21 protein-coding genes are annotated in these 18,879 nt (G+C 56.2%); 17 read left to right on the forward strand and 4 right to left on the reverse strand.

Annotation, left to right across the window (positions count from 1 at the left end; all coding sequences use genetic code 11):
- The first annotated feature begins 67 nt into the window (after positions 1–67).
- The 10 genes from H9646_RS07335 to H9646_RS07380 all read left to right on the forward strand — a co-directional run bounded on the left by H9646_RS07335 (position 68) and on the right by H9646_RS07380 (position 8,903).
- Entirely contained in the window at positions 68–550 is a 483-nt protein-coding gene (locus H9646_RS07335; RefSeq protein WP_191722689.1) for an Lrp/AsnC family transcriptional regulator, read from the forward strand.
- 328 nt (positions 551–878) lie between these two features.
- Positions 879–1,589, forward strand: coding sequence for a GNAT family N-acetyltransferase (locus H9646_RS07340; protein WP_191722690.1), 711 nt, complete (start codon positions 879–881; stop codon positions 1,587–1,589).
- Between the two features lie 103 nt (positions 1,590–1,692).
- Positions 1,693–2,577: an HlyC/CorC family transporter gene (locus H9646_RS07345; RefSeq protein ID WP_191722691.1), complete on the forward strand. Its 885-nt coding sequence runs from the start codon at positions 1,693–1,695 to the stop codon at positions 2,575–2,577.
- Positions 2,574–4,139 (forward strand): apolipoprotein N-acyltransferase, encoded by a 1,566-nt coding sequence (lnt, locus tag H9646_RS07350; RefSeq protein WP_191722692.1) that lies wholly within the window; start codon positions 2,574–2,576, stop codon positions 4,137–4,139. Before H9646_RS07345 ends, lnt begins: the two co-directional genes overlap by 4 nt.
- Positions 4,140–4,310: 171 nt before the next feature.
- Positions 4,311–4,835 (forward strand): bifunctional 3-hydroxydecanoyl-ACP dehydratase/trans-2-decenoyl-ACP isomerase, encoded by a 525-nt coding sequence (fabA, locus tag H9646_RS07355; RefSeq protein WP_191722693.1) that lies wholly within the window; start codon positions 4,311–4,313, stop codon positions 4,833–4,835.
- Entirely contained in the window at positions 4,832–6,052 is a 1,221-nt protein-coding gene (gene fabB / locus H9646_RS07360) for a beta-ketoacyl-ACP synthase I (protein ID WP_191722694.1), read from the forward strand. Before fabA ends, fabB begins: the two co-directional genes overlap by 4 nt.
- A gap of 103 nt (positions 6,053–6,155) precedes the next feature.
- The gene (locus tag H9646_RS07365; RefSeq protein ID WP_191722695.1) at positions 6,156–6,731 is read left to right on the forward strand and encodes a D-glycero-alpha-D-manno-heptose-1,7-bisphosphate 7-phosphatase; all 576 of its coding nucleotides are present in this window, start codon (positions 6,156–6,158) and stop codon (positions 6,729–6,731) included.
- A 55-nt stretch (positions 6,732–6,786) separates the two neighbouring features.
- Positions 6,787–7,560 carry a lysophospholipid acyltransferase family protein gene (locus tag H9646_RS07370; RefSeq protein WP_191722696.1) on the forward strand — a complete coding sequence of 258 codons (774 nt, stop codon included), beginning with the start codon at positions 6,787–6,789 and terminating at the stop codon, positions 7,558–7,560.
- The gene (locus tag H9646_RS07375) at positions 7,557–8,315 is read left to right on the forward strand and encodes a M48 family metallopeptidase (protein WP_191722697.1); all 759 of its coding nucleotides are present in this window, start codon (positions 7,557–7,559) and stop codon (positions 8,313–8,315) included. Before H9646_RS07370 ends, H9646_RS07375 begins: the two co-directional genes overlap by 4 nt.
- A gap of 168 nt (positions 8,316–8,483) precedes the next feature.
- Complete coding sequence (locus H9646_RS07380; RefSeq protein ID WP_191722698.1) at positions 8,484–8,903, forward strand: rhodanese-like domain-containing protein; 420 nt, start codon at positions 8,484–8,486, stop codon at positions 8,901–8,903.
- 57 nt (positions 8,904–8,960) lie between these two features.
- On the opposite strand, the gene galE is transcribed toward H9646_RS07380, so the two are convergent.
- Together galE and lysM are read right to left on the reverse strand one after the other, a co-directional pair.
- A complete protein-coding gene (gene galE, locus H9646_RS07385) occupies positions 8,961–9,980 on the reverse strand; it encodes a UDP-glucose 4-epimerase GalE (RefSeq protein ID WP_191722699.1) in 1,020 nt (339 codons plus the stop codon).
- Positions 9,981–10,072: 92 nt separating this feature from the next.
- Positions 10,073–10,543 carry a peptidoglycan-binding protein LysM gene (lysM, locus tag H9646_RS07390; protein ID WP_191722700.1) on the reverse strand — a complete coding sequence of 157 codons (471 nt, stop codon included), beginning with the start codon at positions 10,541–10,543 and terminating at the stop codon, positions 10,073–10,075.
- Positions 10,544–10,722: 179 nt separating this feature from the next.
- Here lysM and H9646_RS07395 point away from each other — a divergent pair, with 179 nt between their 5' ends.
- From H9646_RS07395 to rfbC, 5 genes are all read left to right on the forward strand, one after another.
- Positions 10,723–11,496: a type III pantothenate kinase gene (locus H9646_RS07395; protein WP_191722701.1), complete on the forward strand. Its 774-nt coding sequence runs from the start codon at positions 10,723–10,725 to the stop codon at positions 11,494–11,496.
- A 70-nt stretch (positions 11,497–11,566) separates the two neighbouring features.
- Complete coding sequence (rfbB, locus tag H9646_RS07400) at positions 11,567–12,637, forward strand: dTDP-glucose 4,6-dehydratase (RefSeq protein ID WP_191722702.1); 1,071 nt, start codon at positions 11,567–11,569, stop codon at positions 12,635–12,637.
- Positions 12,634–13,530, forward strand: coding sequence for a dTDP-4-dehydrorhamnose reductase (gene rfbD / locus H9646_RS07405; RefSeq protein WP_191722703.1), 897 nt, complete (start codon positions 12,634–12,636; stop codon positions 13,528–13,530). Before rfbB ends, rfbD begins: the two co-directional genes overlap by 4 nt.
- Before the next feature lie 65 nt (positions 13,531–13,595).
- The gene (gene rfbA, locus H9646_RS07410) at positions 13,596–14,483 is read left to right on the forward strand and encodes a glucose-1-phosphate thymidylyltransferase RfbA (protein ID WP_191722704.1); all 888 of its coding nucleotides are present in this window, start codon (positions 13,596–13,598) and stop codon (positions 14,481–14,483) included.
- On the forward strand, positions 14,480–15,034 hold the full coding sequence (gene rfbC / locus H9646_RS07415) for a dTDP-4-dehydrorhamnose 3,5-epimerase (protein ID WP_191722705.1): 555 nt from the start codon (positions 14,480–14,482) through the stop codon (positions 15,032–15,034). The genes rfbA and rfbC overlap by 4 nt, the downstream gene beginning before the upstream one ends.
- Before the next feature lie 79 nt (positions 15,035–15,113).
- Here the strand turns inward: rfbC and H9646_RS07420 are convergent, their stop codons facing one another.
- Positions 15,114–16,256 (reverse strand): zinc ribbon domain-containing protein, encoded by a 1,143-nt coding sequence (locus H9646_RS07420; protein WP_318244908.1) that lies wholly within the window; start codon positions 16,254–16,256, stop codon positions 15,114–15,116.
- A 129-nt stretch (positions 16,257–16,385) separates the two neighbouring features.
- Entirely contained in the window at positions 16,386–17,513 is a 1,128-nt protein-coding gene (locus tag H9646_RS07425; RefSeq protein WP_191722706.1) for an SPFH and helix-turn-helix domain-containing protein, read from the reverse strand.
- On the opposite strand from H9646_RS07425, the gene H9646_RS07430 reads away from it, so the two are divergent.
- Together H9646_RS07430 and glyQ are read left to right on the forward strand one after the other, a co-directional pair.
- Positions 17,512–17,661 carry a hypothetical protein gene (locus H9646_RS07430; RefSeq protein ID WP_191722707.1) on the forward strand — a complete coding sequence of 50 codons (150 nt, stop codon included), beginning with the start codon at positions 17,512–17,514 and terminating at the stop codon, positions 17,659–17,661. The two genes, H9646_RS07425 and H9646_RS07430, sit on opposite strands and share 2 nt — an antisense overlap.
- Before the next feature lie 227 nt (positions 17,662–17,888).
- Positions 17,889–18,827 (forward strand): glycine--tRNA ligase subunit alpha, encoded by a 939-nt coding sequence (glyQ, locus tag H9646_RS07435; protein ID WP_191722708.1) that lies wholly within the window; start codon positions 17,889–17,891, stop codon positions 18,825–18,827.
- The last annotated feature ends 52 nt before the right edge of the window (positions 18,828–18,879 follow it).

The following is an 18,879-nucleotide window of genomic DNA, read 5'->3' on the forward strand; positions in this document are numbered from 1 at the left end:
AGCTTGCTTGCAAAATTCATGGCGTTAATTTGGTCAATCACTGATTGCCTGCATAGAATCCGCTCACATGACTGCAGAACACACCCTCGATAAGCTGGACCGTTCCATCCTGCGCCGCTTGCAGGAAAACGGGCGTGAAACCTATGACGTGATTGGCGAGCAGGTTGGCCTGTCCCCCAGCGCGGTGCTACGCCGTGTCAAGCGTCTGGAAGAGGCCGGTGTGATCGAGCGCTATGTGGCGCTGGTGCCACCCGAAAAAGTGGGCCTGGGTTTGACCGCCTACCTGAATGTGCGTCTGGAAAAAAGCACCGAAACGCACAAGCGCAATCCCATGGACGCATTCCGTCAGAGCGTGCAAAACTGGCCCGAAGTGGTGGAGTGCGCATCGCTGACCGGCGAGATGGACTATCTGCTGCGCGTGGTGGTGGCCGATATGCAGCACTACAGCCGCTTCATCATGGAAACCCTGCTCAAGCACCCCAGCGTGTCGGACTGCAAAACCAGCTTTGTGCTGGACCGCGTCAAAGCGACCACGTCGGTGCCTGTTTAAAAATATAGCTAACAACGCTTTATTAACAAATATTTCAGGTAGTTTTGTATCTGAAGTCATTGCTAGATAAGCGCTAGTAGCTACTTTTTTAATCATCGCTTCAAAAACAGCACCTGTAGGTGCTGTTTTTTTGTGGTGCAAAAGCACCGCTGTGCTGCCAAGAAGACAGCAAACAGAGGCCACCCCAATACCCAGCACACTTGATTTATGTTGCAATGCAGCAAATTAACGTAAACCCTAGGTTTTGCACCGTCTTAAAACAATGCTGTCGCTGCGGCGTGCGATGCCTGAAACAATGTGCCAAGCCTTCTGCACAGGACTTTGACCCATGACCGAGCCACTCCGTTGGATCTCTTCACCCTGGAAAGCCAGCAAGCAATGGCTGCGTAAAGCCTCGGCCAAACGCAGCGTGCCCACCATGGTGCCCATCCGGGAGCTGTCAGAACGCCACCGCGGACGCATCCGTACCCACTTGCTCAAGCTGGACGAGGGTGACCGTTACCTGCGCTTTGGCTACGCAGCCAATGACGAACAGGTGGTGCGCTATGCAGACAATCTGAATTTTGAGCGTGACGATATTTTTGGCATCTTCAACCGCCGACTCGAGTTGATCGCCATGGCGCACCTGGCCTATACCGATCTGGCGCACCACAGCAACTGTGCAGAATTCGGGGTGTCCGTGCTGAAGTCCGCACGCGGTCTGGGCCTGGGCACACGTTTGTTTGCGCGTGCCGTGCTGCACTCGCGCAACAAGGGGGTAGAGATGATGTTCATCCACGCGCTCAGCGAGAACACCCCCATGCTCAAAATTGCACGCAATGCCGGTGCCCGTGTGCAGCGTGATGGCACCGAGTCAGAGGCTTATCTGAAATTGCCCGCAGCAGGTCTGGACACCCAGGTCTCTGAGCTGTGGGACAACCAGGTCGCTGAAGTGGACTACCAGTTCAAGAAGCAGGCCAAGCAGTTCTGGTCCATCCTGGCCGACGTGCAGGCTATCCGTCAGGATGTGCGCGAAGGGCGGCACAAATCGTCTCCATAAGTGCGCAGGCGGCGCGGGTTCGGCAAGCTATTTATTGTCTGAATGGCGGAATCCGCTATCCTTAGCCCCCTATCCACTACTGCACGTCCTGCACTGTAAGACTGTGTCCGACCCGCATCCTGCGCGCCATGCTGAGCGCGAAGACAAGCGCACTTTTCTGCAAAAAATTGTCGAATTTATTCATCCCGGACTCGACTCCAAGGATGAACTTATCGAAACCCTGGCCCAGGCCGAAGTCAACGAGGTTATCGGCACTGAAGCACGTGTCATGCTGGAAGGCGTCATCCGCATGGCAGACCGTACAGCCGCAGACATCATGGTGGCTGCAACGCGTATGGATGTGCTGGACATCGAGGCGCCCTATGACCAATTGCTGGGGCAAGTCATACGCACCGCGCATTCGCGCTTTCCCGTCTATGAGGGCGAGCGGGGCAACATCATCGGCATCTTGATGGCCAAAGACCTGCTCAAATTGCAGCGTTCACCGTCTTTGAATGTGCGCGCCTTGCTGCGACCCGTGGCTTTTGTGCCCGAGACCAAGGGGCTGCACGACTTGCTGCGCGAATTTCGTGCCAATCGCAACCACATGAGCATTCTGATTGACGAGTTCGGCAATGTGGCTGGCCTGGTGACCATGGAAGACGTACTGGAACAAATCGTCGGTGAGATCGAAGATGAGTTCGATATCCCCGAGGAAGACGGCGATATTTTTGCGCTGGCGGACAACACCTACCGTGTGGCGGGCCACACACCGTTGGAGCGCGTGCAAGAAGCATTTGGCGTGAGTTTTTCTCAAGAAGACGGCGCTGACGAATTTGACACGATTGGTGGCTGGATCAGCCACGTGATGGGGCGCTTGCCCAAGCGTGGCGAGTCCTGGGAGGGCGCAGGCCTTCACTTTGTGGTGCTGCATGCTAAGGGCGGAGCCGTGCGGTGGTTCCAGGTTACGCGTGTTGCCAGCGACATGCAGGAAAGCACGGGCAAATGAACGCTGCTGCAGTCACATCAGCGCGTCAGCGCAGCTGGCCGTGGTGGGTATGGCTGCTGCCCTTGATGGTGGCTGGCTGTTTGCAAGCGGCTTCATTGGCCTGGCCCCAGGGCGGCCAGCCTGTGTGGTGGCTGCAAATATTGTCACTGAGCGTGTTGTGCACCGCCGCCCAGCAGGCGCAAAGTGCCAAGCACGCAGCGTGGCTGGGCGGGGTGTTTGCCACGACGTGGCTGGCTGCTACTTTCTGGTGGCTGTTTATATCCATGCACACTTATGGCGGGTTGCCAGCACCTCTGGCGGTCATTGCTGTGCTGGCGCTGGCTGCTTTTTTAGGCAGCTATTACGCCTTGATGCTCTGGGTGTGGCGGCGCTGGTCGGTGTCAGGCTGGCAGGCGGTCTGGCTGTTTGCCGCGTGCTGGACACTGGCAGAGCTGGCCCGTGGCACGCTGTGGACAGGCTTCCCGTGGGGCGCTATCGGCTATGCCCATGTGGATGGGCCCTTGTCAGTGTGGCCAAGGTGGCTGGGGGTGTATGGCACAGGGGCGATTGCGGCCGCCATAGCCATGGCATTGGTGCAAGTCACGGTTTTGGCTCAGCGTAAAAAACTCTCGGTGAGCCTGCTGGCTGCAGGAGCGCTGCTCTGGCTGGGAGCTGCCTGGTCTCAGCAGCAAGCGCAGGCACTAGCAGGGCGAGACCCTGTCAAGGTGGCATTGCTGCAGGGCAATATTGCGCAGGATGAAAAATTCGTGCCCGGCGGCGGCATGGCCCAGGCATTGCAATGGTATGGAGAGCGTTTGCTGGAGGCGCCTGCCGCCTTGGTGGTCGCCCCCGAGACTGCGCTGCCATTGTTACCCCAGCAGCTTCCCAATGGTTATTTAGAAACGGTGACTGCTCCTTATCGCCAGCCGGGCAGTGCATCGGCAGCTTTGGTGGGCATGCCTTTGGGCAACGAAGTGCAGGGCTATAGCAACGCAGTGGTCGGCTGGATTCCCGGGGAAGTGCCAGAATATCGGTACGACAAGCACCACTTGGTACCTTTTGGGGAATTTGTTCCACCCTTGTTTCAGTGGTTTGTTCGCATGATGGACATCCCGCTGGGGGACTTCGCCCGAGCAAGCGTGGGCCAAGCCCCCATGGTGTGGCACGGAGAGCGCTGGGCACCCAATATTTGTTATGAAGACTTATTTGGTGAGGAGCTGGGGGTTCGCTTTGGCGATGCCTCTCAAGCGCCCACAGTGTTTGTCAATGTCAGCAACATTGCGTGGTTTGGTGACAGTATTGCCATCGATCAGCATTTGCAGATCAGCCGCATGCGCGCTCTGGAGTTTGAACGCCCCATGATCCGGGCCACCAATACGGGGGCAACAGCGGTGATTGACCACCGAGGCGCTGTGACGGCGTCCTTGCCTTCTATGACGCAAGCGGTGCTGCTGGCAGATGTCCAGGGACGTGATGGTCTGACACCATTTGCACGATGGGTATCGCAATGGGGGCTATGGCCGCTGTGGCTGTTTTGCATTGCGCTCATAGCGTGGAGTGCTAAACAACGCAAGAAAAGTTGACAAAACAGGGTGTGATTGATGCGTTATGAGGATATTACAAGGGCTTTCTCCGACAAGCTGCCTGTGAACTTTCATAATGTGCGGCTGTGCGCAGCACATGGATAAACTGTCGCAATTACACATACACGAAAACCAAGTAGCGGCTCAAGCCGCTGCGGAGCAAGTTAGAAAATGGTTGAATCTTTTTCCTACGAACAGCTGATCGCTTCCGGTGAAGGCAAGTTGTTTAAGCCCGATAGCGGACGTCTGCCTTTGCCTCCCATGCTGATGTTTGATCGCATTACGCACATCAGTGATGAAGGCGGTACGCATGGTTTTGGCAAGATCGTCGCTGAGCTGGACGTGAACCCAGATCTGTGGTTTTTCAAATGCCACTTCCAGGGTGACCCTGTCATGCCCGGTTGCTTGGGTTTGGATGCCATGTGGCAGCTCATTGGTTTTTACCTGACCTGGCTGCAGTTGCCCGGTCGTGGCCGTGCTCTGGGCGCGGGAGAAGTCAAGTTCACGGGCGAAGTCGGCCCTGATGTGAAGCTGGTGACTTACGAAATCGACATCAAGCGCGTAATCAAGCGCAAGCTGAATATGGCGATTGGCGACGCTCGTTTGCTGGCTGACGGTAAAGAAATTTACGTAGCTAACGACTTGCGCGTGGGCTTGTTCCTGCGTGAAGGCGACGGTCAAGGGACTGCGGCATGAAAAAACGCGTAGTGATCACGGGCGCGGGCATTGTCTCGTGCATTGGTAACGACTTGGCAACCGTAGAGACTTCTTTGAGGGAAGGCCGCTCGGGCATCAAAGCCATGCCTCAGTTCACAGAACTGGGTATGCGCAGTCAAGTGGCTGGCATTCCCGAGATCGACGTTGAGGCGCGGATTGATCGCAAGCAGTTGCGGTTCATGGGCGATGCAGCCGCTTATGCGCAAATCGCTCTGGAAGATGCGATTGCGCAGGCTGCGCTGCCAGCGGAAATGGTGAGCCACGCGCGCACCGGCCTGATCATGGGCTCTGGCGGTGGCTCTCCTGCCAACCAGATTGAAGCGGCAGATACGCTGCGCGAAAAAGGTATTCGCCGCGTTGGGCCTTACCAGGTTACGCGCTGCATGAGCTCGACGGTGTCAGCATGTCTGGCCACCAACTTCAAGGTCAAAGGCATTAATTACTCCATTACATCGGCGTGCTCCACGTCGGCGCATTGCATTGGTGCTGCAGCCCAGCAAATTGCCTGGGGTATGCAGGATGTGATGTTTGCTGGTGGTGGTGAAGAGCTGTCATGGGGCATGTCTTTGCTGTTTGACGGCATGGGTGCCATGTCCAGCAAGTACAACGCAACGCCTGAAAAAGCTGCGCGTGCTTACGATGCCAATCGTGATGGTTTTGTGATCGCTGGCGGCGGCGGTGCTGTGGTGCTGGAAAGCCTGGAGCATGCCTTGGCGCGTGGTGCCAATATTTTGGCTGAGGTGGTGGGCTTTGGTGCCACCAGCGACGGCGAAGACATGGTGGCACCTTCGGGTGATGGTGCTATTGCCTGCATGAAGCAGGCCATGGAAACTGTTGATGGTCCGATTGACTACATCAACACGCATGGCACATCGACCCCTGTTGGTGACATGCAGGAAGTGCGTGCCATGAAGGCGCTGTTTGGCGAGCAAGTGCCGCCTTTCTCGTCCACCAAGTCACTGACCGGCCACTCGCTGGGTGCTACGGGTGTGCAGGAAGCCATTTACTGCCTGATCATGCTGAACAAGGGCTTTATTGCCGGTTCGGTAAATGTTGAAACACCTGACGAAGCCTTGGGCGATATGCCACTGGTGACCCAGACCCGTGACGCACAGCTGAACACGGTCTTGAGCAACAGTTTTGGCTTTGGTGGCACCAACGCCAGCTTGGCACTGCGCCGCTGGACCGGCGCTTAAGAGCGCTGCGAAACTGCAAGAGCGGTCGTTACTTGGGCTTCAAATACCCTGGTGACGCCGCTCTTATCATTTGCACTTTGCTTACGCTGACTGCCTGACGTTTATGAAACTTGCCATTTTGGACTGCATCGGAACCCTCAACGTGGAGGGAGAAGACTCCATCGTGGCGTTCAAAGACTGGCGGCCTCAAGAGGGGGCGCTTGAGGCGGTTGCACAGCTCAATCGCGGTGGCTGGTATGTCACGCTGGCCACCAACCAGCCGGGTCTGGGGCGTGGCAGCTTTGATGTGACCGAACTGAATGTGCTGCACCAGCGCATGCTGCGTGAGCTAGCGGCCGTTGGTGCCCGGATTGAGGCGGTTTTTTTCTGCCCGCATACGCCTGACGAACATTGTGCGTGCCGCAAGCCAGCCCCAGGGTTGCTGCAGCAGATTGCCACCCGCTATGGCGCAGAGCCGCATGAGGTGTGGGTGATCGGGCAAGAAAGCAAGCACCTGCAAGCCGGCGAGGCAATGGGGGCCAACTTGGTATGGCTGCAATTGGGTGCGCAGGCACCTGCCACGCCGCTCAAGCAGGACGTGCCCCAGTTTGCCAGCTGGAAGCTGCTGGCCGATGCCCTGGCCCCAGATGTGCAAACTACGGTACTTTCTTCACCACCTTCACCCTTGACCGGCAACTGATTGCCCAAGGCGGCTTTCATTGTGTGGACACCGTTCCATTTTTAGGATTGCCTTCATGTCGCTTCTTCGCTCTGTGATCCACATGCTGTGGATGGGCATTACTGTTATCCCGTACACCTTGCTGATTTTATTGGTCCGTGTGTGCGGTGGTTCACCCGCACTGCGCTGGGCCATTGCGCGCGCTTGGCTCACGCTGAGTGTGGACAGTGCTGGCTGGTTCTGCGGTATCAAGTACCGCGTGCAAGGCATGGAAAATTTGCCAACTGGCGCTGAGCAGGGGGTGGTGCTGCTGTGCAAGCACCAGTCCACGTATGAGACATTTTTGATGCCTGCCATCATGCCCCGCTCTCTGGCCTATGTGTTCAAGAAAGAGCTGCTCAACATTCCCTTCTTCGGCTGGTCGATCGGCAGTCTGGACATGATTCACATCGACCGCAAGCAAGGCTCGCGTGCCTTTCACAAGATGGTCGAGCAGGGCAAGCGTTTGCTGGCCCAAGGCATCTGGGTCATCATGTTTCCCGAAGGAACCCGCGTAGAGCGGGGGCAAGTGGGCGAATACAAAACGGGCGCCACCCGTCTGGCCATCATGACGGGTGCACCGGTGGTGCCGATTGCGGTGACGTCTGCCAAATGCTGGCCACGCAAATCGTTCATCAAAAAGCCCGGTGTGGTCGATGTCTCTGTAGGCCCGATGATTCAAAGTGCGGGACGCAAGCACGATGAGCTCATGCAAGAAGTGCAGGACTGGATTGAGGCTGAAATGCGCCGTCTGGATCCTGAGGCATACCCCGCTGTGCCTGCTATCAGTACTGGCAGCACACAAGCTTGAACGCTCCTGTCCTGGCTTATGCCCATCCCCAGGCCACGCACACCGCCCCTTTGGGCCATGCCAGCGTGGCTTATTTGTTGGTACGCAGCAGCCGCCGCAGTATTGGCCTGGAAGTCGGTGACAGTGGGCTGACGGTGCGTGCGCCCTTGCGCGTCAGCATGGCCAATATTGAATCGGTGCTACAAGGCAAGGCGCAGTGGGTGCTCAGCAAGCTGGACGAGCGGCATACCAGAACCCAGCTAACACCGCGCATTGAGTGGCAGCATGGGGCATTGCTGCCGTACCTTGGCGGCACTTTGCAGTTGAGCCTGCATCCTGCCGCACCGCGCGGCGGCGAGTTGCTGGCCGTGGGGGAGTACCGCTGGGTGCTGCATTTGGCGCTGCCTGTGGATGCACCTGCTGCCAGCATTCGCGCTTTGGTCAATGCATGGTGGCTGCGCCATGCCCGTACGCTGTTTACTGAGCGATTGCAGCGCTTTGCACCCGCAGTGGGTGTGCAGTGGCAAAGCCTGCGGCTGTCCAATGCCCGTACGCGCTGGGGCAGTGCCAAGGAAGATGGCAGCATTATGCTGAACTGGCGGCTGTTGCACTTTCGCATGCCTGTGCTGGATTACGTGGTGGTTCATGAGCTGGCGCATTTGCGTGTAATGGACCACAGCCCCCGGTTTTGGACGGTAGTGGGTGCCACGTGCCCTGACTATGCGCGCTTGCGTGCCGAGTTGCGCCAGCATCCAGCGCCAGATTGGGTTCTGTAAAAAATAAGAGCTTCCTTCGCTTATTACACAAGGTTTTCAATGCTTAAAGTATCTGAAATGCTTGCTTTTAAAGCGCTAATAGCTATATTTTTAATAACGGCATTGGATATTGCCTAAGGTCTGTGAGAAACTTTCTGCCAGTTTTTTGAATGCAAGGAAGCGCGTGCCATGACAACACAGCCAACTCTACAAGTGACGCCTGCCACAGCGTATGCCGGTGACATTCCCGCTCCGCTGGCTTGGCAGTGGGTGCAAAGCGGCCTGGCCGTACTGGTTGACGTGCGCACCAATGCAGAGCGTGCCTGGGTCGGTCAGGTACCTGGTGCTGTTCCCATCGAGTGGAAACAATGGCCAGGAATGGCCAGCAACCCAGACTTTGACGAGCAACTTCAAGCGGCTGTGCCTGAGGGTGGCAAAGTGGTGCTGCTTTGTCGCAGCGGCGTGCGATCGGTGGCCGCGGCTACACGCGCTGCGCAGTTGGGTATTGAGGCATACAACATCCTTGAAGGCTTTGAAGGCGATGTCGACGCCAATGGCCACCGAGGAAATATCGGCGGGTGGCGCAGACAGGGGCTGCCTTGGCGCTAGGGGCTGGCTTGGAGCTATGAAAAAGCGCCTTGGTGTTCATACACCAAGGCGCTTTTTTTAGCTCAGGTAGCCATTGGGGTTTTGACTCTGCCAGCGCCAAGCATCTGCGCACATGGTGGTCAGATCGTATTGGGCTTGCCAGCCCAGTGTTTGCTGCGCCGCATGGGGCGCGGCATAGTAACTGGCAAGATCGCCAGGGCGTCGGTCTGCCAGAACGTAAGGGATGGTTTTTTTGCACGCAGCTTCAAACGCATGAATGACATCCAGCACGCTGTGGCCCTGGCCGGTTCCCAGATTCAGGGTCAGTAACTCCGGACTTTGCTGGGACTGCAGCTTCTCTAACGCTTTTACATGGCCGCGTGCCAAGTCCATGACGTGAATGTAGTCGCGCACACCCGTGCCATCAGGCGTTGGGTAATCGCTGCCAAAGACCTGTACCGCATCGCGGCGGCCTACTGCCACCTGGGCAATGTAGGGCAGTAGATTGTTCGGAATACCTGCTGGATCTTCACCAATCCATCCGCTGCTATGGGCACCGATAGGGTTGAAATAACGCAAGACAGCCAGACTCCAGCTTGGATCTGAATGGTAGAGGTCAGACAGAATTTCTTCCACCATCAGCTTGCTGCGTCCATAAGGGTTCATGGCCGAAGTGGGGTGCGCCTCGTCATACGGTAAATACTGAGGAACACCGTAAACGGTAGCTGATGAACTGAAAACCAGTTTGCGCAGACCGGTGGCCTGCATGGCACGCAGCAGTACCAGCGTGCCGTTGACGTTGTTGTCGAAGTAGTCCACGGGGTGGGCAACAGACTCGCCCACCGCTTTTTTCCCTGCGAGATGCACAACACTGTCGATACTGTGCTCTCTGATAGCGGCTTCCAAAGTGCTCTGCTCTCGAACATCACCTTGGACAGTTTTGATTTTTTGACCTGTGATTTTCTCGACGCGCCGGACTGCTTCGGGGTGGCTGTTGCTGAAATTGTCGTAAATCACTACTTCATGACCATTTTGAAGAAGTTCTACGGCTGTGTGTGTACCAATGTAGCCAGCGCCGCCAGTGAGCAGAGTTTTCATGAGTGTGTGCTTGCGAGGAAATGGCGTGAATTTTAATGAATGCCTAAAGAAAAAGCGCCCTCAAGGAGCGCTTTGACGATGGAGCATTTAACTTACAGTGCCGGAATACGCAGTTTCTGGCCAGGGTAAATTTTGTCAGGATGGCTCAGCATGGGCTTGTTGGCCTCAAAGATCGTTGGGTACTTGTTGGCATCGCCATAGTATTTCTTGGCGATCGCCGACAGCGTGTCGCCGCGTACGACGTCGTGGTACTGCGCCTCTGGCTCAGGGTTGGTGACGGTCATTTGGTTGTCCACTGACGTGACATTGGCCACATTCCCGCAGCACAGCGTAATTTTTTCTTTGACCGCTTGTGTGGGGGCCTCGCCCGCGACCGTGACCTTGCCCTGATTGCCGTCGTAGCTGACCTTCAGATTGCTCACTCCCAGCTTTTGCACATTGATATAAGTCTCAATGGCAGCAGCAGCTTTGCTGTTGAGGTCCTCTGGAGCGGTGGCCGCTTGCGCGTCCTTGCCGCCAAACAGTTTTTCGCCAGCTTCTTTGATAAAACTAAACAGGCCCATACGTTCACTCCTGAAAAAGTTGAAAGGCAGCAAACAATGTAACGGCAAACCCGTTTACACAAGGACAGACACATCCTACGTCTGAATTCTTGACAATTTGCGCTGAAATGCTGCATTCGTCAGTGAATCGTTTCACAAAGCACACGAGCGCCGTCTGAAAATTCTTGATAATGCCGCCCATGACTTTTCTGGCCATCGATATCGGCAACACGCGCCTGAAGTGGGCGATGTATGACGCACCACGTCCTGGAGCAGCTTTGCTGGCCCATGGCGCTGAGTTCCTGGAGCACATTGAGCGTTTAGCGGAAGGCCCCTGGAGCAAGTTGCCCGCGCCTACGCACATGCTGGGCTGCGTTGTGGCAGGTGAAACAGCACGGCGGCGCGTGCACGATCAGATGGAGTTGATGCTGGGCTGGGAGCTGGAGCCCAAATGGGTGGTGCCATCGGTGCAGGAAGCGGGGGTGACGAATGGTTATGAGCACCCGCTGCGTCTGGGCGCTGACCGCTGGGTTGCCATGATTGGTGCGCGCAACCATATCCTTGAGCGTGGTATTGAACGCCCATTGATTGTGGTGATGGTGGGCACAGCAGTGACTGTCGATGCGCTGGACGCACGAGGCAACTTTCTGGGTGGCTTGATCTTGCCGGGCCACGGCATCATGCTGCGGGCCTTGGAAAGTGGAACGGCGGGGCTGCATGTTCCAACGGGGTCAGTCACGCCGTTCCCCCAAAATACCAGCGATGCCTTGACCAGTGGCGGCACCTACGCCATCGCAGGAGCTGTAGAGCGCACATACCAGCACCTGTACCTGCATTGCAGCATGGAGCCAGCTTGTGTGATGGCCGGTGGTGCGGGCTGGAAGATGGTGCCCAGCATGACGCGCCCCTTCGAACTGGTCGACAACCTGATCTTTGAAGGCTTGCTGGTGATGGCACAGCAGCGCTGGGGGTGATAGTCAGCCTGCGGGCACAAGGGCTGGTGTCACGATAATGCGTGCTCACTCCTGAATTACTCCAAGTACCATGATTCTTGTCACCGGTGGCGCAGGCTTCATTGGCGCAAATTTTGTTCTCGACTGGCTGGCTGTCACGAATGAGCCAGTACTCAATATCGACAAGCTGACCTATGCGGGCAATCTGCAAAACTTGGCCAGCCTGCATGGCGATGCACGTCACATCTTTGTGCAGGCTGATATTGCCGATGGCAAGACAATGGCTCAGTTGCTGGCCCAGCACCAACCGCGTGCCATCATCAACTTCGCGGCAGAAAGCCATGTGGACCGCTCCATTCATGGGCCAGAAGACTTTATTCAGACCAACGTGGTGGGTACTTTTCGCTTGCTGGAAGCGGCGCGTGCCTACTGGAGTGATTTAGAGGGTGCCGCCAAAAGCAGTTTCCGGTTTCTGCACGTCTCCACCGATGAGGTCTTTGGAACACTGGCACCCCACGATCCGGCTTTTACCGAAACACACAGCTACGCGCCCAACAGCCCGTACTCCGCGTCAAAAGCGGCATCTGACCATTTGGTGCGTGCCTGGCACCATACCTATGGTTTGCCGGTGTTGACCACCAATTGCAGCAATAACTACGGTCCGCTGCACTTTCCTGAAAAGCTGATCCCGCTGATGATTGTGAATGCCTTGGCGGGCAAGCCACTGCCTATTTATGGCGATGGAATGCAGGTGCGCGACTGGCTGTATGTGCGTGACCATTGCAGCGCGATCCGCCATGTGCTGGATGCGGGCAAACTTGGTGAAACCTACAACGTGGGTGGCTGGAATGAAAAAACCAATCTAGACATCGTCACAGCCGTGTGTGCACTGCTCGATGAGTTGCGCCCTCGTGCAGATCGCAAGTCGTATGCAGAGCAAATGACCTTTGTGACAGACCGCCCTGGCCATGACCGGCGTTACGCCATGGATGCTCGCAAGCTTGAACGTGAGCTGGGCTGGAAGCCTGCTGAGACGTTTGAAACCGGTATTCGCAAAACTGTCCAGTGGTATCTGGACAACCCACAGTGGGTCGCCAGCGTGCAGTCTGGTAGCTACCGCGACTGGGTGCAAAAGCACTACAGCCTAGAGGGCAGCGCATGAAGATTTTGCTGTTCGGAAGTACCGGGCAGGTTGGCTGGGAGCTTCAACGCAGCCTGGCCCCTTTGGGCGAAGTGATCGCATTGCAGCACCGAACGCCCTCTGACGGCCTGTGCGGTGATGTGAGTGACTTGCTAGGGCTGGCGCAGACCATCCGTACCGTACGCCCGGATGTGATTGTGAATGCTGCGGCGCACACAGCAGTGGACAAGGCAGAGGGAGAGCAGGCGCTGGCATTGCGCCTGAATGCTCAGGCCCCTGAGGTCATGGCTCTGCAGGCGCATTCTCTGGGTGCCTTGCTGGTGCACTACAGCACCGACTATGTGTTTGATGGCAGTGGCTGCAATGCACACAAAGAGGGCGATACAACAGGGCCGCTGTCGGTCTATGGCCGAACCAAGCTTGAAGGCGAGCAGCGCATTGAGGCGACAGGGTGCCGCCACCTGATTTTTCGTACCAGCTGGGTGTATGGCTCGCGTGGAAGAAACTTTGCCAAGACAATGCTTCGTCTGGCGCAAGAAAATGACGAGTTCAGCGTCATCAGCGATCAGTGGGGGGCGCCAACAGGTGCTGATCTGATTGCAGATGTCACTGCCCATGCCCTACGCCATGTCCGAGCGCACGACCACGATCTGGGCCTGTACCACCTGGTTGCAGGTGGTACAACCACATGGCATGCCTATGCCAGCCACGTCATTGCACAGGCGAGAATTTTGCGCCCCGATCTGCCCTGGAAGGTGCAACATGTAGCTGCGGTGCCCACCACTGCCTTTCCCGCGGCTGCCCAGCGGCCATTGAATTCACGCCTTAGCACTGTCAAGTTGCAGGCTGCCATGCGGCTGCATCTGCCTGTCTGGCAGCAAGGTGTTGACCGCATGTTGCGCGAGATCTTGTGAGTTCAAGTAAAAGCAGGCTAAATTATTGACTGGCAAGCACTCGATGCTATTAATTTGTGAACATTATGACTGCACAGCGCAAAGGCATTATTTTGGCGGGTGGCTCCGGCACACGTCTGCACCCGGCCACGCTAGCCATCAGCAAGCAGCTACTGCCCGTCTATGACAAGCCCATGATCTACTACCCGCTGAGTACTTTGATGCTGGCGGGTATCCGAGATATTTTGATTATCAGTACGCCGCAAGATACGCCGCGTTTTGCGCAACTGCTGGGTGATGGCAGTGAATGGGGATTGAGCCTTCATTACGAGGTACAGCACAGCCCTGATGGATTGGCACAGGCATTTTTGATTGGCGAGAAGTTTCTCAACGGTGCACCCAGTGCCCTGGTGTTGGGCGACAACATCTTCTATGGCCATGATTTCCAGCGCTTACTCAAAGAAGCCAGTGACCAGACATCCGGTGCGACGGTGTTTGCCTATCATGTTCAAGATCCTTCTCGCTATGGCGTTGCTCAATTCGATGATCACGGCAAAGTGCTGTCTGTAGAAGAAAAACCGGAAAATCCAAAATCCAATTTTGCGATTACAGGGCTGTATTTCTACGATGCACAAGTCGTAGAAATGGCCAAGGGCCTCCAGCCATCGCTGCGTGGTGAATTGGAGATCACCGACCTGAACAGGTTGTACCTCGAAAAAAATCAGTTGAATGTGCAGCTCATGCGTCGTGGGTATGCGTGGCTGGATACCGGAACACACGAGAGTTTGCTAGAGGCCGGGCAGTTCATCGCCACGCTGGAGCAAAGGCAGGGGCTGAAAGTGTCTTGCCCAGAGGAAATTGCATTTCGCTCAGGGTGGATTGACGCAGCACAAATAGAAAAACTGGCCCAGCCGCTGCTTAAAAATGGCTATGGAAAATATTTAATGCAATTTATTAAAGGGCCTAAGTTTTGAGAAAAATACCCACAGATTTTTCTGAACTGATGTTGCTCGAGCCCAAAGTCTGGATGGACGCTCGTGGGTCTTTTCAAGAAGCCTTTAATCAGCGTGTTTATGCTGATTTCTTAGGCGATGATGTCCTTTTCTTGCAAGACAATTTAAGTCATAGTCGGCGAGGTGTTTTAAGAGGCTTGCATTACCAGGTGGCTCCTTGTGCACAGGGAAAATTGATCTATGTGATTCAAGGTGAGATTTGGGACGTTGTGGTGGATATTCGAAAGAGTTCTCCAAATTTTGGAAAATGGACGAGCCATCAACTCTCGGCAAAAAATGCCCGACAGCTTTGGATACCTCCTGGATTTGCCCATGGGTTTCTTGTGCTGAGTGCGACTGCAGATGTCATGTACAAAACCACGGCGTACTACGCGCCCCAGTCTGACCGGGGCATAGCGTGGAACGATGCGGACATCGGTATCCAGTGGCCTGATTTGGGCGTGGATTTTCTGTTGTCTGACAAAGACCAGAAACAGCCTGCTTTCAAAGATGCGCAAGTCTTTGCGGCCTGAACGCAAAACCACGCGGCATTCAATTAAGAACGGCAGCCATGGGCTGCCGTTTTGCCGGGTGCATTGGGTGCGTGTTCAATCAACTGTTTTGTACCCAGGTCATCACCGTGAGCAATATCAGCACCGCACATAGCACAGCAAAGAAAATCTTCACCCAGCTGTACGGTCGCTCACCGGCAATCTGTGCGGTATAGCCATTGGCGATGATCTGGTAGTTTTTGCTGCCATAGGTGTAGCCCACCACCCAGATGGGCACCAGCACGTGTTTGAAGGTGCGGCCTGCGTACTGGCGCTGCACGCGAAGATTGCGGTGGGTATCGCCGGGCACCTGGTGTGCGCACATGGCTTGCACCTGGTGGTCCATGTCCTGTTCATTGAGTGTGGCGGCTTTGTGCAAATCCACCTGGTAGCGCTCAACCGTCCAGCCCCGGACAAACTCCGGGGTGTAGGGCTGAAGGTCGGTGGTGGTGGGAAATGGTTCCACCGCACGCAGCAGCTTGGCATGCACCCCCACAGTGCCGGGTACTAATTCGTCATCAAAAAAATGCTTGAGCTGCCCAGATGCCGACTCCCACCGGGTGTGGCGCACCTGTCGTGTCTGGGTATTGCCGTTGGCATCGCGGTAGCTTTCGGTGGTGTAGTAGTAAAAGCCTGCCTCAGCCTGCCATGTGGCGCTGACGTAGGCATCAAACGTCCAGTACGGCAGATAGACGCCATGCAGCGTGTCCGTCAGTGCGGCGTGCTTGAGCTTATTCGGTGCAAACCAGCGTGAGCCGTACCACTGGCGAATCTTGTCGCGGATCTGCCCATCACTGATCTTGAACGGGAGGATGCTTTGCGGGGTGATGGCATCGCTGCCATCTTCATGCGCCACGATGGCGGGAGAGCCACAAAAGTCACAGCGCTGCGCGACACGCCCGTCCACAAACACTGAAATTGCGCGGCAGTTTTGGCACTGCACTTCATTGCGCTGCTGGCCCCAGCCGCGGCCACTGGGCGGCTGGCTGAGTGCTTCGGCCAAGTCTTGCTCAACGATGGCCTGGCCCAGTTCTTCGCGGACTTCCTTGCTCCACGGCACTATGGTGCCGCAGTACGGGCACTTGAGCGATTGCGCCTTGGCATTCCACTCCAGATTGGCACCGCACTCCGGGCATGGGTGCTTGCGCACCATGGATGGCTTGGGTACATCAGGGGCTGGTGTGTATGAAGAAGTGTCAGTCACAGCTAAAAGGAAAACAGGGCGCTGAGAAAAGCGTAGAGCAGCCAGCGCAGCGAGCAAGGGCCGCCCCGCAGCAAGGCTAAGGCTGCCGCCCCCCAGTGGGGGAGGCCGCTAGCGGCTCAGGTGGCGTTCTTATGCACCGCGCAAGAACTCATCCAAAGCAGTTTGCGCAATACGCCAGTTCGTACCAATCTTGCGGCCTTTGAGATTGCCTGCTTCCAGCTCGGCCAGCACATCGGCTGTTTCCACGCCCAGCACCTGTGCGGCTTGCTCTGGTGTGTAGACCAGCAGACCTGCGGCAACGGGCGATGGCGATGTGGAGAGCACTTGTGCCGCCTGTGCTGCAGCTGGTGAGAACGCATCGCTGGATACCTGCGCACCAAAAGCGGGTGCTTGCGGGGCAGGCTGCTGCATTTGTTTCATCATTTCCTGCGCCATACCAAAACCCATGGCCATGGTCGCGGGAATGGTGGCTGCTGCAGCGCCTTCGCCGCCGTTGGCCATGGCATGGCCCATCTGGTACTTCACATAGTCGTTGAGGTTGCCAATCGCGCTCATGCTGGAGCGCTTGTCGATGGCCTCTTCCACTTCCGGCGGGACGGAGACGTTTTCCAGCACGAAGGTTGCCACCTCGATACCGTATTTTTCGACCATCACCGGGTTGATGATCTGCACCAGTGCATCACCCAAGTCGCTGTAGCGCGTGGCTACGTCCAGCACCGGCACTTGTGCTTTGGCCAGAGCCTCAGTAAACACGCTGACGATGCGCGAGCGCATGGTGTCGGCAAACTCATCAATGCGAAAGTTCTGGTCAGTGCCCGCCACTTCCTTCAAAAACTTGGCTGGCTCAACGATACGAAAGTCGTACGAGCCAAAGGCGCGAATGCGCACCACGCCAAAATCCTTATCGCGCATCAGCACCGGGTTGGAGGTGCCCCATTTATTGCCTGTAAACAGCCGCGTGTTGATGTAGTAAACATCGCACTTGAAGGGCGACTGAAAACCGTATTTCCAGCCCAGTATGGTGGACAGCACCGGCACGTTCTCGGTGGTCAAGGTGTGCTTGCCGGGGCCAAACAAATCGGCGTACTGGCCGGCGGCCACAAACTGCACCTGCTGCGACTCGCGCACGATCAGTTGTGCGCCGTTCTTGATTTCCTTGTCGTCATCCGGCCAGCGGTAAGACAGGGTGTCGCGCGAATCATCGGTCCACTCGATGACTTCAATCAGCTGATTTTTGATGATGTTGAACAGGTTCATGCCAATCCTCGCAAGCGGTAAGCAATGGTCAAAGCAAACAGTGGCAAGCATTGTAGAGCTGCGTTTTTCTTTGCATACATTACAAAATGTCAAAAAAGAGAGCTTCAATCGCAAGTCAGAGAAGCTAATGGAAGATGAAAATATCTGAAGTTATTGTTTTGAAAGCGTTTGAAGCTCTCTTTTTTAAAGCTTAAGTCGACATGGCAAGCACGGTCACACAAACAGGCACAGAAAAGCTGGGCCTACGGGCCTAGAATCGCTGCTTTACACGCGCCTGTGCGTGGCACTTGTTGTGCCCGTTTGCTGTGAGCGTTTCACCACCAACATCACGCGCCAGCGCAGCACGTTTGCGCAGCCAAGACATTTTCTGAAGTCATGCTGACCTTTCAACAAATTATTCTGAAACTGCAGTCCTACTGGGCCGACCACGGCTGCGCACTGCTTCAACCGTATGACATGGAAGTGGGCGCCGGCACCTCGCACACCGGCACATTCCTGCGCGCCATCGGCCCTGAGCCATGGAAGGCAGCATATGTGCAGCCCAGCCGCCGCCCCAAAGATGGCCGCTATGGCGAGAACCCCAACCGCCTGCAGCACTACTACCAGTTTCAGGTGGTTTTAAAGCCAGCGCCAGACAACATTCTGGAGCTGTACCTGGGGTCGCTGGAAGCGCTGGGCTTTGACCTGAAGAAAAACGACATCCGCTTTGTGGAAGACGACTGGGAAAACCCAACGCTGGGCGCATGGGGTCTGGGCTGGGAAGTCTGGCTCAATGGCATGGAAGTGACGCAGTTCACCTACTTTCAGCAAGTAGCCGGTATTGACTGCAAGCCTGCGACAGGCGAGATCACCTACGGCCTGGAGCGTCTGGCCATGTACCTGCAAGGGGTGGACAACGTCTACAACCTCACCTGGACTGACGGTCTGAGTTACGGCGACGTGTACCACCAAAACGAGGTGGAGCAGTCAACCTATAACTTCGACCACTCCAATATTGACTTCTTGTTCAGCGCCTTCACCGCGCACGAAGAAACAGCGGGCAAATTGATTGAGGCGCAACTGGCGCTGCCCGCCTATGAGCAGGTGCTCAAGGCTGGCCACACCTTCAACTTGCTGGATGCACGTGGCGCCATCTCGGTAACTGAGCGTGCAGCGTATATCGGCCGCATTCGCAATCTGGCCCGCGCAGTGGGCAAGAGCTACCTGGACAGCCGCGCGCGCCTGGGCTTTCCCATGGCCTCCAAAGCACATGCCGACGAAGTGCTGGCCGAGCTGGCCAAAGCCGCAGAGCAACAAAGCAAGAAGGCCGCTTAAGCGGTCGCTGTTAAATACTAAACAAATCAGCCTCTAGCCCCTATCTGTTAAG

Source organism: Comamonas avium, assembly GCF_014836675.1.
GTDB lineage: Bacteria > Pseudomonadota > Gammaproteobacteria > Burkholderiales > Burkholderiaceae_C > Comamonas > Comamonas avium.